This is a genomic window from Streptomyces sp. NPDC058751 (assembly GCF_042746485.1).
In the GTDB taxonomy this organism is placed as follows: Bacteria; Actinomycetota; Actinomycetes; order Streptomycetales; family Streptomycetaceae; genus Streptomyces.
Window position 1 is genome coordinate 44,359 of record NZ_JBHYPZ010000025.1, and the last position, 18,089, is coordinate 62,447.

Consider the following 18,089-nt stretch of genomic DNA (forward strand, 5'->3'; position numbering starts at 1 on the left):
CTACCGAGTGGCGAGCAGGCCGAGGAGGAACGCCCGGAGGTCGTCGTCCTCGTACCAGTCGCCGTTGAACAGGGACTGCAGAGCCCGCGGCAGGATCACGTCCGCCCGGCCTGATTCTGAGCTGCTGAACAACCGCGCGAACAACTCGTCGACGCTGGATCGACGAGCCCCGATACGGCCCCTGTGGGTGCGGGCGTACCGGTATATCTGCTGCGCGGCCAGAAGGTCCGGCTGTGCCTGCTGCAGGTGGACCAGGAGCGCGTACACGGCTGTGCCGAGGCCTTCGTCGCCGAGGTCAGCGACAGAGACCGTCCGGCTGGCCGGGTCGTACCCGCCGACCTCTGCGCTTCGCGCGCTCACGAGGCGCCGTTCGGCCGGGTCGAGCCAGTCCCGGGGGACGAACCGCTGCACGTTGGTCAGCGCGCGGGCGGCGTCGCTGTCGCTGTCCGGGGACACGATCAACGCCGAGGCACCTCCCGGGCCCATCTCGCGCACCGAGCCCAAGGCGTCGGCGACGACATCGGGCAGCGCGGCCACGTACGCGGCGCGGAGCCGGTCCGCTTCCGCGCGGGCGTCGGCGGCCTCAGCGCGGGCGGCCGCCAGCTCCAGCGCGTACTCCGGGTTCACGCTGTGCCCGACGGGGTGGGCGGCGAGATCCCGGGCCCGGCGCTCGGTGATGTCCGCGTACGCGGAGGCCAGGCGCAGGCTGGTGTGCGGGTCGTCGCCGAGCTCCGGCCGGGCGGCCGCGAGCCGGGCGTTGATGTCCCGGTCCATGTCGCCGCCAGCGGCGCGCAGGGCGGCCAGGTGGCGCATCGCGGTGGCACCCGGGCCGCGGTCGGCGGCCTGGTCCGGCGCCCAGCGCATGCCGTCCTGCACGGCGGGGAGCTCCCCGGCGGCCAGGGCGCGGCGGGTGGTGCGCTGGTACCAGCGTGCGCGCCGCGACGTCTGCCCGAAGCGTCCCGGGGCGGGCAGCAGCCGCGTCCAGTGCGCGATGCGGTCGGCGAGGCTGTCACCGTCGCCGGGGTTCGGCAGGTCGGCGCTCTGGGTGATGCGGTGCAGGCGCCGGGACTCCGGCCACGCCTTCACCCGGGCTACCAGGCGCTCCCGGAACCGGCGGAAGGCCTCCGCGTTCCACACCCGGCCTGCGGCCTTCAGCAGGGCCTTCACCATGGCGATGATGCGGCGTCCGATCCGCATGAGTAGGGCGAGGACCTGTGGGAGGAGTCGCTGCCGCTGCGCGGGAGGCAGGTGACGCAGGATGCGGCGGGCAGTGGCCTGCCGGGTGGCGTCCATACGGCCGGCGAGCACCCGGCCCAGGCGCAGGGCGTCCTCGTTGCTTAGGCCGTCGCCGAAGGCCTGCCGGGCGAGCGTCATCAGCGCGTCGTCGACGTGCCGGCCGATGGTCTCCTCGGTCTCGCCGGTGCTGCCCTGTCCTGCGGACGGGGCGCCGATCTGGTCAGGGATCATCCGCAGCAGGTCCGCGGCGCGGTTCGCCGTGTCCTGCTCGCTTTCCCCGTCCAGCGGCTCCAGGTCGTTGATGGTGCGCAGTACCGCCTTGACCGCGGCCGCGCGGGCACGGAGCCGCTCGGCCTTGAGTCGCTTGAAGGCCTCCGCCCGCTCGGGGCCGGTGACACCGACCGCGTTTAGGGCGTCGACGGCGTCCTGGCGGGCCTGCTGCATGTGCGTCAGCAGAGCTTCGGAGGTGACCCGTTCGGCGACCTGCTGCCGCAACTGGTGGATGCTGCCCGCCGGCTCCGTCCCGGCGATGGCCGAGTCGACGACCGCGCGCGCCACCCGGTGAGGGTGCCCGGCGACGACATCATCGGCGGACGGGGCCAGGTTGGGGTCCCGACGGGGCGTGTCCGCCCCGTCGGCGGCAGGCAGTTCGGGAAGCTGCCACAGCGGCTGATCCCCGGCCAGGACGCGCGAGTGCTGCGCCCCGGTGGTGTCCTGCACAGTCACCTGACGGGCCCCTCCGAGGAGGTCGTCGATGCGGGCGACCGTGTACGAGGAGACGTTGTTCTCGTCGTTCTCGTCGGGCAGGGCGATCGTGTCACCGACCCCGAGATCGTTGACGGTGCCGGGCGCGGGCAGGGCGCCGCTGTCCGTGGTGGTGCGACCGGCCGCCTCGTCCAGGTGACCGGCGGCACGTCGAGCCGCCCGGCCCTCCGCAGTGTCCGGCGTGGACGTGGCGCGCAGCGCATCAGCGAGGGCAGTCGCCTGGCCCGGAGTGACGGGCAGGTCCTCGCCGATCCGGGTCACGGCCTGCTGCACGTCCGGGTCGTCTGTGGGCGCCGCGCCGTGGTCGGCGATGGCGTTCCGCTCTTCCGGGGAGAGCTGCGGGTCCACGGTGTCGCCGATGACCGGGTCGACCGCCTGCGGCTCTTCCAGCACCCGCAGGTCGATGTCGTCGTCCTCGTCACCAGCGGCCGGGGCCTGGCCGTCCTCGCCCACCAGGCGGGTCATCGGAGCGTCCGCCGTGGTGTCGATCTGAGAGGTCTCACCGGTGCGAGTGTCGGCGACGTCGAGCTGGACCTGGTCGCCGTCGGCGTCGCGGCCGACGACCGTCACGGTGCGAGGGCCGTCCTCGCCGTTGTCGACGATGACGTCACCCTCGTTGAGTGCGCCGGCCGTGGTGGGGACGACGTCCGTAGTGTTCGGGGCATCGTTGGGCCCGCTGTCGCGGACTTCGCCGACGGTGCGCAGGTCGGTGACCGGCATGGGCTTGATGCCCTCACGGGTGGCGACCTGCGCGGTGTCCCCGTCGACACCTTCGACGGTGCCGAGCATGTTGCCGTCCCGGTCGCTGACCACGTGACCGTCGCGGACCCGCTGGCCCTCCGGCGTCCAGCCGGTGGGTCGGGCGGCGCCTCCGTCGGTGACGGTCACCGACGTCGGGGCGAGGCCGGTCTCCTGCTTGTCGTCGCCGAAGCGAACGGACACGGTGGACGAGTTGGCGCCGGTGACCACACCGTCGCGGCCGTCGTTGTCCTGCACGAGGCTGCCCGGAAACAGGCCACGACCGGAGCTGTCGGTGGCGATGCGGTCGGCGATGTTCCCCGTGAGGACGTCGCCCTCCGCGCCCGTGATGAGGGAGCTGTCGGCCCGATCCCTCTCGTTGTCAGGCTCGCCTGTGGCGCGGGCGGCCGAGGCGTCGAGCGGCGTCCACACCGGGGAGCGGTCCCCGCTGCTGCCGTCCCGTGTCTCCGAGACGAGCGTCATGAACATTTCGGTGCTGCGGCCCTTGCGGGAAACGGCTCGGCGCTGCGGCGCCTGGATGACGTACCCGGACAGGATGCGCGGCTTCCCGGTGCGAGTGGCGCCCTCGATGCGGACGACGTCGCCGAGGCCCAGGTCGCTGACACTGACCCACTCCGCGGTGCGTCCGCCGATCGGCTCCGGCTGGGGCTGGTTCTCGGGCACGTCGACGTTCGGCGTCGACACCTCTTCCGCCGGCTTCACCGCATCAGGGACTTTGCGTGCTGAGGCGTCTTCGTCCCGGACGACTTCCGGTTCTGGCGCGGTCTCACCCGGGCGTGGGCGACGCATCGCACGCGCCCGGACGGGGTCGGCAACCAAGTGCACTCCGTGCACCAGGCGGTCCACCTTGTTGCCAGCGAGGTCGAACTTGCCCTCCTCGGGCCCTCGGCCGATGTCAAGCTGGTAGTCACCCATCACGCCGAACGGGAAGTCGAGACCCTGACCGATTGAATTGCGAGTCAGGTAGTTCGGGGTGTCGGTGGCAACGCCGCGCTCCGACCACTCCGCCGGCCCTCCACCAGGCGTATCGGCGTAGGTCCAGACGCGGAAGGAGTCGACCTCGTCACCGACCTGCACCTCATCCGGGTGGTACACGGGGATTGTGTAACCGTCCTGCTCGGATGCGGCACGCCAACGCGGGTAGTGCTCGTCCAGACGCTGCTCATTAAGCAGCAGCAGGCGAGCCGTTGTGCGGTGGTACAGCGGCTCCTCCTCAACGAACTTGTCCATGAAGGCCTTGGCGATGGCCACGGTCAGATTCTCGCCGTCCGGGCCGCGGAAGGCGTGGGCTCGCATTGCGGCGTCGGGCGCGTCCCATGGGAAGGGGTTACCGTCCCGGTCTCGAATGCCTTCCAGCGCCTCGGTGTAGGCGATGGCCTGCTCGCGACTGATGTCGTACGGGTCAAACAGCGTCTTCATCGACCCGGGCGCCAGGATGCGCCACTGCTTGCCGCGCCGGTTGTTGTGCTTGAACGGACCGATGGCGAGGCGGCCGCCGGGGCTCATCTCCAGCTTCTTACTGGCGATGACCTCGTCGAGGCGCTGCAGCATGTCCCAGTTGCCGCCGGGCCCCGGGGCATCAAACTCGCCTGCCTTCAGGTGCTCGCGGAGCGCAGCGACGTCGCTGAAGCGTGGCTTCGATGCGTCGAACACCTCGCCCGCAGCGGCTTCTTCCGGCTCGTCGACCACCGGCCCGGAGTCATCGACGTCCGCAGTGTCATCACCGGAAGCATCGGCTTCTCCGCGGGTGGCCCGCTGCTGCTCCTCCCACTCCCACCGGTCAAGGCGTTCGGACTGCCGCTTCTGCTCGCGGAACTGGTTGTACGTGACGCGGCCGCCGTTCTGATCGAACCACTCGATCAGCTCGTCGGACGCGTACTTGCGCCACGCATCGTTGGCCGAGAGGAACCCACCGTTGAAGACGTCGTCCTCGCTGTAACCGCTGCGCTTACCCTCCTTACTGAGCATCGAGCCGCCACGCATCGCGGTCTCGGCCCGATTCCGGCGCTCCTCGTGCCACACCTGGTACTCGTCGCGGAGCTGTTCGTCCCTGGACAGCCGCTTGGCGCGCACAATCTCTGGCGCAACGTCCGTTTGCCCGAAGCCCAGGGCCGCGTCCATAGCCTTGTTCTCGGCCTCGCGCTCCTCCTCGGTCGCCGGAGGCTCCTCCTGCAGCACGTTGCGGAGCTGGTCGGCCGGCGGGAACCGGCGGTCCATCTCGGCGGCGTAACGCTCCCAGTCCTCCGCGGTGAAGTCCTGGTGCGGGAGCGACTCCAGTTCGGGGTCCGTCAGATGCGAAAGATCCGCCGGCAGTGCGGACGGCTCTTCACGCTCCTGCTCGGCCTCGAACGCGTCCCGCTCTGCACGCATTGCCTGGGGCAGGTTGCGGCCCTGTCCGTCGCGCCAAGCACGTACGGCCACCGGGTCGAGGTCGCCAGCCCAGTCGAACGGCGTGCCGTTCGCATCCGACAGGCGCTCGTACCGGTTGGCGAGCTCGCGAGCCTGCGTGCCGCTGTACGCACTCACTGCGGTGTTGCCTGCGCCGCCGAGCCCGGCGCCGGTGCGGGCATGGGCGAAGTACCACAGGGCGGGCTGACCGTCGGCCAAGGCAGCGTGGTCGTCGCTCCACGTCACCAGGCCGCCATCGACAGACCGCGTCAGGGTCGGATTGTCCGCAAGCCGGCGTAGAAAGTCCCGGTGCTCCGGAGTGTCCATGCTCGGCAGTAGCTGACGCCCGGTCCGATAGTCGTCACGCAGCCCGTCAAGGCCGCTGGAGTCGGAATCGTCTCCGTTGTTGCGGTTGTCCCGCTCCGGGATATGCGGGATCAGCGGCCGGCCAAGGCCGCCGCCCTGCGGGCGGTTGCGGTCCCGGTCACGGCGGTCCCGGCGACGTCGTTGGCGACGGTCACGACCGGCGGAGTCGTCTTCGCCGTTGTCGTCATCAGACTCGTCGGTGTTCGGCTCGTCGACGGACGACGTGTCGGCGTCCGGCCCGTCGTCCGGGGTGGACGGCGTCCGCTCCGGCTCCGTGTGGAGCGCAACGCTGGGCAGGCTCGCCAGGTTCGGCAGGGACAGGTCCCGCATGTCAGCCGCGAAGCCACGAGCCGCTTGCTCAGGGCTGCCGTAACGGCCTTCGCCTGTCTGGCCGCCCGGCCGCCACCAGAAGAAATCACCCGTCGACCTATCCCGGCCCACCAGGGCCTCAATCAGGCCGTTGACGTAGATATTCCGAGGGCCGGCGCCCTTGCGCACCTTGTCCAGCCACAGCCCGTCGCCCATGTCGTCCACCCAGTCAGGCGTCTCCATGGTCGGGGTGCCGGTCTCGGGTGCACCATCGGCGCTGTTGGCTGGCTCCTCCTCCGGTGCCAACTTCGCGCGCCTGGCCGCGCGCTCAGCGCGTAGCGCCTCCAGGTCCCGATCCTGCTTGCGCTGACGGGCATGCTCCTTCGACAGGCTCCGCTTGCCCTGAGCAACGGCCCGGTCGTCCGTGATCCGGATGACCCGCTCGTCCGGGTAGTCGCTCCCCATGGAGCCACCCGGCTCCCCGCTGAGGTGGACCGACCTGTACGTGTGGCGGGTGGGGTCATCCTGTCTCGGCTCGGAGCTGAAGTGCACGGCTGTGGTGCCCCTGCGTCCGGGCTTCCGGTACACGTCACCCGGCTTGAGCTCGCCGAGCGTGGTCCACTCCTCGCCCTCGCCCGGTGCGTCGCCGGACCAACGGATCTCCGCTTCGCGCGCGGCCCGCATGAAGCGGTGGATCTGCTCGGACGTCGCGTCGTTGGCAGAGCCCTCCCGGGGCCTGATTGAGTAGAGGTGATGGGCGTCGCCCATCGCACCCCACAGGCCGCCCCGAACGTCGGAATCGGCACCGGCCGCGAACGCGCTCAGGACCTTCGCCCAGTTGTCGATGACACCCTGAGCTGCCCGCGGCAGGTCGTCGCCATACTGCTGCCGCAGCGCCCTCTCAAGGTCGCTGTAGGGGCCGGACAGCTCAGTCACGAGGTCAGGGGTCGTAGCGGGGGTGCTCTCCTCGCTGGCTCCGTCACGCTTGAGGCCGTCCAGTTCGGTGCGGACCTGCTCCGCATCGAGCTTGACCGGGGCGTCGGCCTCCGACGTCTCACGGTGCCCGAACGGGACCCAGTCGGGGGCGTCTATCTCGTGCGGGACGTCCGGTTCGCCCGCCGGAGGCATGGTCTGCCAACCGCGCCACGCGCGCCGCGCTTGCGCACGGATCTTGTCCGCGAGCCTCCGGAGAACGGCCTGCCTGCGTCGACCCTCGGGCGTCGTGGCGTCGACCCCGTCCGCGGTGGCAGCGGCCTCATCCGCTAGCCGGTTCATCTGCCGGTAGTTGAGGCCGCCCCGGCCCCAGTGCTGCGCAGCCTTGCTCAGCTCAGGGTCAGAGGACTTTGCCCACTCTTTGGTGAGCTTGAAGAACTCGTTTTGCTGCGCGTCGCTGAACTCGGAGTACCAGACCTCGTCTTTGCCTTCCTCCGGCGTCAGGTGCCGCCAAGTGGTGTCCTTCAGCGCCACCGACATGCCGTCGTCACGACGCCTGCTGTCGACGGCCTGTGCGGCTTCCCGCGGCCCATGCAGCGGGTCGGAGTCCGACTGCGCCGCCCCGCCGTGGGCCTGGCCACCGCGAGCGTCCTGGCCCAGCCACACCGTGCCGCGGCGGCGGATCCAGCCGACCGTGTTGCCGCCCTCGTCGAGAACCTGCCCGTGGCCTTCCTCCAGGTCCAGGTTGGCCAGGCGCGTGCCGTAGAAGAGCCGCAGGCCCTCGGGGGTCTGCGCCGCGTCCAGATCCTGCTGGCGCTTCTCTGCACGGGCCGCTTCCTGCGCGGTGGGCGCATTGTGCTCGGCCGTGCGCGCCTCGCCGGGGAGGGACAGCTGCCGGGGCTCGTACGTCCGCGGAGCGCCGCCGCCGTCGAGGACAACGACCTTGCCGTCCTCGGCGAGGATGACGCGGCCCTCTCCGTTCGGGGTGACGGCCCAGTCGCCGTTGTTCCACTCCCGGGCGGCCGGGGGTACCGGGACCGGCGGAGTGTCTGCCTGCGGCTCGGAGAACCGGTCACGGCGGGCCCGCAGCTCTCGCTGGATCGCCCCCACCTGCACACCGAAGCGGCCAGAGCGCTCCTCCGGGGTCATCTCCTGGTCGTGGAGTGCGTCCGCCAAGTGCAGCGCAGTCTCGCTCGCTGGGCCGAACACGTCGCCCGCAGCCTCGCCCCACTGCTGATCCAGGAAAGTGAACAGCTCGTTAGAGAGTTGTGCCACACGGTCACGCGGTTCGCTGCCAAACTGCTCCTGATAGCGAGCCTTGAGCGAGTCGACCGCTCCACGGTTGTCCGCCTTGTTCCTGGTGAACAGAGAGCTGACCTCAGCGTCGTCCGCCACAGCCGAGGACGAATCAGGCCGCTGCTGCTCCAGACGACGCGCAGCGTCGTCTTCGCGTCGACGTCGCTCGCGCGTGACCTGGTGCCGGGCCAAGAAGGTGTCGATCGCTCCGATCAGGACGCGCAGCGGCTCACCCACCTTGTCGCGCTCGGTGCGTAGCAGACTGTCTTGCAGACCGGTTGCCTGCTCGCGGGCGTCCATGAGGCTCTGCTCGGCCGCGTCGAAGTCGTTGTCTTCCAGCGCGGCGATGGCGTTCATGACACCACGGCGGATCCGGCTGATGGAGTCGGGTACTTCTGACAGCCTCCAGGTTTCCGACGCTGCGGCGCCCAAGAGCGTGTCGGCAACGTCGACGGGCGCGAGAGCGTCCCGCCACTCCTTGTTGTGGGCGAACGGCTGGACCTCGGGCGTATCGGTCGTCTCAGCGGACGACTCTTCCTGACGCTCAGGTGTCGGCTGCGTGGCCTGGCCACCGTCCTGCGGGGTGCCAGCGGCGTCACCGAGTCGTACTTCGTCCGCAGGACGGAAGAACAGCTCTCGACCTTCCTCTGTGACGACGCGGACACGACCACGACCGGTTTTGGCCGGCGGTTCGGCCACGGTGTGGACGCGGCCGTCGGCGTCGGCGAATCGGTCGCCTTGCTTCAACTGGTCCGCACGCCGGATCTCCGCCTCGCGAAGATCAGCGGTATCGCGGCCTTCCGCATCGGCAAACATGTCCGGCGTCCCGAATGGGTCGTCAGGCTTGTCCAGGGGGTTGCTTGGGTCGGCCGCCCGGCTGGGGCCGGTCGGTGTGGCCGGCGTGGAGAACAGCCCGTCGTCCTCACCTTCGTCGCCTTCCACCTGGTCGCGGGTGAGATCAGCCCAGTTCCCGCCAGGTCCGCTGCGCTGCGGTGTCGGCTTCGGCTTGGTCTCCCGCTCCGGGCGCTTTCCGGCGCGACGGTCCTTCTCCGCCTCCAGCGCGGCCAGACGGGTCTTCGCGGCTCCCACGAGCGGCCCATGGGCCATCTCGTGCTCGATGAGCGCCACGATCTCCGCCTGCAGGCCTTCCGGGGTCATGGCGCGGGGACTGATCGTGCCGACAAGCGGCTCTACCGCATCGTCGTCATCGTCGCCCTGCGGCGGCACGCCTGGACCGGTCGGCGGTTCCGAGGAACCACCAGACCCTGCGTTACCCCCAGCGGGTCGGATCGACTCCAGGTCCTCGTCGACCTGGTCACGGTCCAGAGTCACCGTGCCAGCCCGGCCGGTGCTCGAGGACTCGCGACGCTCGTTCACGGAGGACGCGCCGGAGCGGGTGCGGGGAGTACGGGCGGCGCCCTCAGGCCGGATTTTGGCGAGCTCGCGGTCAACCTCGTCGGCGTCCAGCGTCACAGCATCGTCATCGACGGCGCTCAGGGCGGCAGCCGCGGCCGCCTCGTCGATCTCGTGCTCACGGCGGTCCTCGATGCCGAGTTCGTCCTTCAGCTCGGCAACGCGGCGCTTCGCCTTCAGGTAACCCTCGTCGTTCGGGTCAACCTCGCGGCCCTTGTATCCCTTCAGCTTCTCGTTTGCGGTGATCAGGTTCGACAGCAGTGCGACACGGCGCTCCTTCGACCGCAGGAGCTCCCCGTGCGGCGAGGTTCCCCCAAGCCCCCGCAGCGCGCGGGCCCGCTCATCCTGGACGATCTCCAGGCTCGTCTCAGCATCGGCGATGGCCTCGTCGAGGTTGTTCAGGCGACGCTCCAGCGAGGCGAGGATGCCGCGGCCGGAGGCTTCGACGAGTTGGCTGGGCGTGTAGACGCCGCGGGTGTCCGGCTCGGCCGGGTGCTCCCAGCTCGGCCAGTCGAAGCGCACCTTGGCGACACGGTTGCCGAACTGGTCGTGTCCGATCTCGACGTGGAAGTTGTGGCCGCCGAGGTGACCGAGCGGCACCCGGGTGCCGTCCTGCAGGCTCATGTTCCAGGCGGCTTCCTGCACCCGCTGCGCGAGGTCGTCGTAGGCGTCGGCCCGCTGGTCGTACTCCTCGTCCCCGATGCGGATGCGGAAGTTGTCCCCGGAGACGTCTTCACGGCGCTCCAGGGCGTCCCGCCACGCCGGCAGCACCTCGGCGAGGTCGCTGATGATGCCGTCGGCGGCGGCGACCGTGCGGCGGCGGGTGTCCTGGTCGCGGTGCCAACGGCGGTCCGCGCGCTGCAGTTCGACGACGTCGGCGCCTGCCTGGGCGTAGTCCATGACGGTCATGTCGCCGGTCGCGATGGCCTTCATCTGGCCGAAGGAGACGGCGACGTCGCCGATGTCCTCCATCTCGCGGGCGTCGAAGTCCTTGCGGTCCATCTGTGCGATGAACCCGGCCTTGCGCTCCAGCGTGCCCAGCTTGAAGGCGTCGAACGTCTCCTCGGTGACGTACGAGAGGATCCGCACGTCGTCCGCGGTGCCGGGGATCTCCGGCATGTTCAGGTTGCCCTGCCGCTCGATACGGCCCTCACGCTGCGCCATGTCGGCCGGCCGCCACGGGAAGTCCATGTGGTGCAGGGCGACGGCACGCGTCTGGATGTTGGCGCCTGTGCCCATCTTCTCGGTGGAGCCGATGAGCACCGCGATCTTGCCGTTCTTGGCGTCCTCGAACAGCTTGGCCTTGGCCTTGTCGGTCTTCGCCTCGTGGATGAAGCGGACCTTGTCGGCTGGAACGCCCGCCTCGACGAGCTGTTCCTTCATGTACGCGTAGCCGTCCCACGCGTTCTTCGCCGTCGAGCCGGGCGTGCTGGCGTCCATGAAGACGATCTGCAGGGAGCCGGGCAGCTTCTGCGGAGTGGAGTCCTCGTCAGAGACGGGGTAGATCCGGTCCTTGTTCTCCTCGTAGATCTCGGCGATCTTGTGGACGGCGGCGTCGATCTTGCCGCCCTCTTCGCCGTGACCGCCGACGAGCCGCATGTCGATTGCCGCGCGGGAGGCCAGGCCGATGGCCTTGAGAACGCCGCCCTGCTTGTGGATCCACGGCTGGCTGGGCAGCGCGGTGACGAATGCTTTCTGCTCGGCGGAGATCGGCACGGTGACGACCTCGCCACGCTTGCCGTCCGCGCCGGCGCGCACCTTGGGGGTGGGCAGGTTGAGGTCGGCGGCGGTCTGTACGTCGACCGCGAGCCGGTACATGCGCAGCAGTTCCGCGGCGTTGTGGAAGCGCGAGAATCGGGCCTTCATCCGGAAGCCGGACCCGTCGGGGGCCAGCTCCAGGTTCTGGACGATCTCGCCGAACGTGGCGGCCCAGGAGTCGAAGTCGTTGACGCCGGCGGCTTCCAGGACGTCCGGGCGCAGGAAGCGCTGCATTACGTACGCCTCGGTCACCGAGTTGGCGATCGGCGTGCCGGTGGCGAGGGTGACGACGCGGCCGGACTCGTTCCGCTCCCGCAGGTACTCGATCTTCATGTGAAGGTCGGAGGCCTTCGCGGAACCGGGGATGGCGGCGCCCTCGATGTGGGAGGCGGTGGCCAGGTTCTTGTAGCCGTGGGCCTCGTCGACCATCAGGTAGTCGATGCCGGTGTCCTCGAAGTGGACCGTCCCGGCGTCCTTCTTCGCGGCCAGCTTCTGCTTGAGCTTGGCTTCCTTCTGCTTGAGCGTCTCCTCCAGGCGCTTGAGGGTCAGTGACTTGCCCTCACGCTGCTTGGCCCGCGTGATCTCTTCCTGGAGCCTGTCGAGCTCCCGGCGCATGTACTTCTCTTGGGCCTCCGCGCGCATGGGGATCCGCTCGAAGGCGCCCTGCGTGAGGATGACGGCGTCCCAGTCGCCGGTCGCGGCCTTGGCGATGAAGCGGCGGCGCTTTTTGCCGGTGAGGTCTGTGGAGGACGCCGTGAGTAGCTTGGCGTCCGGGTACAGCTCCAGGTACTCGCGCCGGAACTGGCCGAGCATGTGGTTGGGTACGACGATGGCGGGTTTGCGGGCCATGCCCGTGCGGCGTAGTTCCTGCGTACCGGCGACCATCGTGGCGGTCTTGCCTGCGCCGACGACGTGGGCGAGCAGCACCGACTTTTCGCTGACGATCCGGCGGATCGCCGCGTTCTGGTGCGGGCGCATCGTCCACTCGGCGTTCGCGCCGGGCAGGGCCAGCGGAGAGTCGTCGAACTCCCGCATCACCAGGTTGTTGAAGGTGTCGTTGTAGACCCGGGCCAGGCGCTTGGTGCGCTCGGGGTCCTCCCACACCCACTCGGAGAACCGCTCGGCCATCTCCTTGGCCTTGGCCTGCGCCTCGCTGGTGGCCTCGTCGTCGGTGACGGTGACCTTCTTGCCGCCGGCCTCGATCGAGCGGGTGACGACGATGGTGCGCTGCTCCAGCAGCGCCTTGGCGATCTCCGGCGCAGGCTTGGCCTTGGTGCCCCAGTCCGAGCGGGCGGCGATACCGGTGGTGGGGCCCTGCACCTCCCACATGGAGGCGCCACCGCGTTCGGCTCGGACCGCCTTGGTGCCGAGGATGTGTTGGAGGAACGCCGTGATGTCCGTCTCCGGGATCCACGGGGCGCCCATCTTGACCTTGATCTCGGACGGGTCGAGATCACGGGGGATGACGTTCTTCAGAGCAGCGACGTTCGCCGCGAACCTCGGGTCGGCGGCCGCGGCCTTCTCGGCGAGCGCCAGCTTCTCCCGGACGTTGCCGGAGAGGTACTCGCCGCGGGAGACGAGCCGGTTGGAGCCCGGCTCGTCGAACGCGAGCGGGCCGATCTCCTCACGCAGCACCTGCAGGTCGGTACGGCGCAGGAGCCGGGCGATCGTTGGCAGGTGCAGTTCGCCGCCGTCGAGCTCCTGCGCCAAGGCGATGGCCTGCTCGGGGCTGTCGGCGCGGTTGGCGATCTCGCGGGGCGCCAGCACCCGCTGCCGGAAGATGTCGGCCTTCTTCGCGGACTTCGCGGAGTCGTCCCACTTGTCCAGGCCGAAGACGACGGCGGAGGCCGGGTCGTCCTCGAAGAGCTGCAGCGCGGACGGCTGCTTCCACGCGTCCGGGACGTCCTTCAGGCCTTCGGCCTTCGCCCGGTCCTTCGCCTCTTGAGGGCTGAAGAACCGGGTCTGGCCCGGCTTGTCGATTGGGCCGTGCTGCTTGACGTAGGCGTCGTACGCCTCGTTGAGCTTTCGACGCAGGGCCCGCATGTCGTCGGTCTCGCCGCTCTCGCGGGTGGAGCCCTCGAGCCGGAGGAGACGGTTGGTGGTCTCCCGCAGGGCGATCAGCTTGCGGAGCTGTTCCTGCTGTGTGGGGTGGACGTCGAGCGGGATGACCGCGCCGTCCTCGACCTGCGTGAACTTGCCGTCGGAGAGAATGTGCACGGCGCCTTCGTGCTTCTCCCCGGCGAGCTCAAGGTGCCGGTCGACGGCGTCGATCTCCGGCACGTACCGCATGCGGTTCGGCCGCTCGCGGGACATGTAGGAGGCGCTGCGGATGCGCTCCAGGCCCGCCTTCAGCGCGGGGCCTGCGTTCTTATCGCCGACGACGGTCAGGTCGTGGTCGGAGAACTGCCCGCGGCCGGTGGTGAGCTGCCCGAGGATCATCTTCGGGTGCTGCTGGAAGTAGTCGTTGACCGCGATCTCGTGGCCGTTGACGTTCGTCTTCGAGGACCGCGTCCACGACATGTCGATGTCGTGGGTGTTCTCGTCGCCGAAGCGGCGGCGGAAGACCAGCATGTCGGTGACGACGCCGGTGCCGGCGGCGTCCTGGTGGGCGCCGGCCGGGAGACGGACCGCGCCCACCAGGTCGGCCATGTAGGACATCTGACGGCGGGCGGTGTCGTCCTCGCCGTCCATGGTGTAGCGGCTGGTGACGACGGCGACCAGGCCGCCGGGCCGGACCTTCTGCAGGCTCTTGAGGATGAAGGTGTCGTGGATCGAGTGCTTGTTGTCCGGGTTGACCTGCGCGTCGTACATCGGGAACCGGCCGAACGGCACGTTGCCGATGGCCAGGTCGAAGTACGAGTTCGGCATGCGGACATCGCCGAACGAGTCGTTGATGATCCGGGCGTCCGGGTAGAGGAGCTGCGAGATCGCCGCGGTGGTCGGGTCCAGCTCGATGCCGGTCATCCGCGCGTTCTCGGGCGCGGAGCCGATGAAGTTGCCGCTGCCGGAACCCGGCTCGAGAACGTTGCCGCCGTCGAAGCCGAGTTCGCGGACCAGGTTCCACAGGGGCTGTACGAGCTCGTGGTCCGTGTAGTGGGCGTTGAGGGTGTTCGCCCTGGCCGCGGCCCACTCCTCGTCGTTGAGGAGCTCCCGGACGGCGGCGCGCTCCTCGGCGAACGACTCCCACTTCTTCAGGGCGCGGGCGTACTTGGCGGGGTCCGGGTTGCCGTCGGCGTCCCGGAAGGCGCCGTCCGTCGGCTCCGGCTTGTCCGCGAGGACGATCGGCAGCGCGCCCCAACCGGACCAGCGGGCGAGGATCTTCTGCTCAGCAGGCGTCGCCGACCGGTCCTCGGCCTGGATCTGCCGCAGAGTTCGGACAGCCGCGACGTTCGCGCGAGCCCTGGCCTTCTCACCCGACGGCGCCAAGTCCTTCTGGGACGCCGGGCGGAAGGCCCGTGCGGCTACAGCCTGCCGTGATCCGGAAGCTCGGCGTTCTCCATGCCGGGCTCGGCCGGCAGGAAGATCCGCTCGCTCATCACGATCTCCCTGGCCTGCGCTCTGGCCTGCGTCCTGGCCGCCACCCGGTCCACGAACTTCTCGCTCGTCTGCTGCGCCAGGATCTGCCGTGTCCTGTCGGCGATCTCCTGATCCGCCAGAATCCCGAGCGTCGCGAAGAAGGTCTCCTTCTCCGGCTCCGTCCCCAGCTCCGCGTACGCCTTCGGCCGGTACGTCTGCCAGTGCTTCTCGGCGATCCGCCCGAGTTTGTTCACTGCCACTGCTGTCGTCTCCCGTGGTGGTGGTGTCGGGGGCGGACTGATTATCCGTCCCGGGCGCGGACGGGACGGCGGCAGGCTTCGCCGGCTGCCCCTTCTTTTTGCCGTTCCGGCTCTTCAGCGTGGCGTCGAGCCGCTGCTCGTGGCGGGCCGTACGATCGCGGATCGCCTCCAGCACCAGGCGGGCCCTGCCGTACGGATCACGGCCCGGATCGTCGTCGAGCGCGGCAAGGACGGCTTCGGCGGATCGCCGTAGTTCGCGGCTGGCCTGGATGCGCTGACGTATGCCGGTAGTGGCCGCGAGGTAGCGGAAGCTGGTGTTCAGGTCAGCGGTGAGCTGGCGATCCTGGCCGTTTCCCAGATCCCGGGCCAAGTCGGAGCTGTTCCAGTCCCTCTGCAGGGCGGCGATCTCGTCCTTGACCTGCAGGTAGGTTTTGGCGCCGTCCTGCCCGTACGGGGCGTCTGCAGCGTCGTTGGCATCGGCCGCGTCCGGCGTCGGCCGGGGGGCCTCCGGGGTGTGCTGCTCGTCGGCGTCCGTCGTGGCCGGCGCCTCGGGCCCGTTCGGCTTGTCCTCCTGGCCGCGGTCACGGTCGCGCTCGGAAATGAGGTCGGCGAGGGCGGCTTCCCGGGTGCGGAACGACTTCTCGGAGCTGTAGCGGCTGCCCCCGCCGAGCCGGTTCCACGTCCAGGCGCCGTTGCTGCCCTGCAGGCTGGCGTCATCGCTGTCGTCGCCGTCGATTGTGACCGGGTAACGCTTGCCGTCGAACGGCTCGACCCGGGCGCGGCGGGCGTTGTCCTCGTCGTACTTCAGGCGGTCCCGGCGCTGCATCTCCTCCAGCGCATCCTTCGCCCGGTCCTGCGCCGCGACCATGCGGTCCTGGTCACTGAACCCGACGTCGTGGAACTCCTGGTTCGCCGCGGTGAAGTAGTCCTCAAGCTCGGCATCGTCCAGTGACCGCAGGTCGGGGGCGGCCGGCTCCGGCGCGTCAGCGTTCGGGACGTCGGCAGGCGGAGCCTCGGGCGCCTTCGGGGCGGCGGGAGTCTGCGGCGCGGCCGGGGTGCGCAGGCGGTCTTCGTCGCGGCGAACCTCGATCTGCCGACCCTCGGCGGCGAGGCCGCGCACCAGGCCGTCGACGGCCAGGGCCCGGGTCACCGGGCGGGTGTTGGAGGTGGTGACGTACGCCTGCGCGCCGTCGGACCACACGAAGCCAGCACGGCGGAGCCGCTTGTGCATGTCGGGGTCGTTCCGGTCCGCGCCGTGGACAACCGCGCGGCTCGGCGAGTACTGGACCCACATCGGATCCTTCTGGTCATCGGGCTGGCCAGCCAGCGTGTGCTGCCGGGCCGCGTTGACCGCGAAATCGGTCTCCGTGCGGCCGCTGACGTGCCGGTCGCCGACATTGCCGACGTACGCGGAGCGGCGGGTGTTGCGGTCGAACACCGACTGCCCAGTGGCGATGCGCTTGCCGTCCGGGCCGTACACGTTGGTGCCGTCCTCGCCGCGGGCCATGCGGTAGCCGGGGAAGCTGGCGAGTTCGGTGGCGCCGTCGGGGACGTCGTTCTCGTGGCGGCCCGGCTCATGACTGGTCCGGCCGGACGTGGCTTCCCGCATCCGCTTCCCGGCGGGCGAGTCGAGACGTGCGCCGATGCCGTCGCTGCTCCAGTCGAACGGCTGCCCCTGCTCGTCGCGGTAGTCCCGGTAGGTGTGGGCCCGCGCGATGGCGTCCGGCTTGCCCTTGTCCGCGGCGAGGATGGCGATCGGCACGGAGGTACCGACGTGGAAGACGGTCCAGCGCTGCTTGCCCTTCACCTCCATGCGGCCGATCAGGAAGCCGTCGACGACCTGCGGGTCCGTGACGAGGTCGGCGCGCTGCCGGGCGACGGCCTCGCGCTGCCTCCGCTCGTTGTGGGTCTCGCGGAGGCGTGGCACGTCCGGGTTATTGCGCCAGTGGTCCAGAACCTGCGCGACGGTGGACAGAGGGCCGTCATCGCCCTCCTGCTGGGCCGGGGGCTCTGACTGGTCGTCGTCGGTCGGCTTGCTCTGGCCGGTGTCGTTCTGCTGCTCGTCCTGGACGTCGCCGTCGCTGCCGGCGTCACCGAGCTGCGGCTGCTCGGCCACGGGCGCGGGCTGCGCCTGGTGCTCGTTGCTGCTGTCGCGATTGGCGTTGCGCTCGCGGCCGCGAGCAATGGCGGCGTCAATGCCGTCGCGCCCGTTGGCCATGTCGAGCCGGTCCGCGACGTGGGGGGCTTCCCAATCGAAGGGGCGGCCGCGGTCGTCCCAGGCGTTCTCCAGCTCGTTCGCGAAGTGCAGGGCGTCCGGCTTGGAGCGGAAGCCAGCCTGGTGGGTCATGATCGTGCCCGACCCGATGTGGTAGACGTCCCACTTGCCGTTGCCGTGCCGGGTGACCAGGAAGTTTCCATCGGACGAGAGCTGCGACGTCCGGGCGAAGTCCAGGCCGCCGGTCGCCGAGTACGTGTCGATCCGGACCTGGGCGCGCTCCTGTTTCGAGGCTCCCCGCAGGTGGACACCGTTGTGGGCGCGCGGCGGCCGCTTCCAACGCTGGTCCTTCTTGCCCGACTCCAGGTGGTTGCGGGCCGCGGTGACGCTGGTGAACCGCGGAGCCTTCTTCGACCCCTTCTCGTCCTTCGGCTCCGCGTCGTCGTCCTCGCCGATCGGCTGACCCTCGTCGTCCGTGTCGTGAGGGTCGTCCGATGAGTCCGGGTCGCCGTTGTCGTCAGCGTTGATGCCGTCACCACGACGGGGGTCAGCGTCGCGGCGGGCATCCTCCGCCTGGACCTTCTCCTCGTTCTTGGTGGGAGCGCTGCCGTCCGGCCGCGCCACCATCGTCAGTCGCTGCCGAACGACCTTGCGCTGATTGCTGCCGTCCAGGTTCGAAACCAGGATGTCGTTCATCGACAGGGCGCGGACGATGCGCGCGAAGCCACCGCCCCACACCCTGGCCACGCCGCCGGTCTCAATGAACCGCCCCTTTGAGTCGCGGGGGTGGAGTTCCTCCCGCCACGGGCGGCGGATGCCCTTGGTCTCGACGAGTGAGGAGAGAGCGTTGATGATCCGGTTCGGCATGCGGCGGA

1 protein-coding gene is annotated in these 18,089 nt (G+C 69.9%); it reads right to left on the reverse strand.

The genetic code is table 11. The annotated features are described in order from the left end of the window. A complete protein-coding gene (locus ACFW6B_RS23110; RefSeq protein ID WP_386598416.1) occupies positions 1–18,081 on the reverse strand; it encodes a DEAD/DEAH box helicase family protein in 18,081 nt (6,026 codons plus the stop codon). Between the last annotated feature and the right edge of the window lie 8 nt (positions 18,082–18,089).

What these genes read in the sequence shown, in the direction of transcription:
- ACFW6B_RS23110 (WP_386598416.1), bottom strand. Translation starts at nt 18,081, where the DNA reads ATGCCGAACCGGATCATCAACGCTCTCTCCTCACTCGTCGAGACCAAG.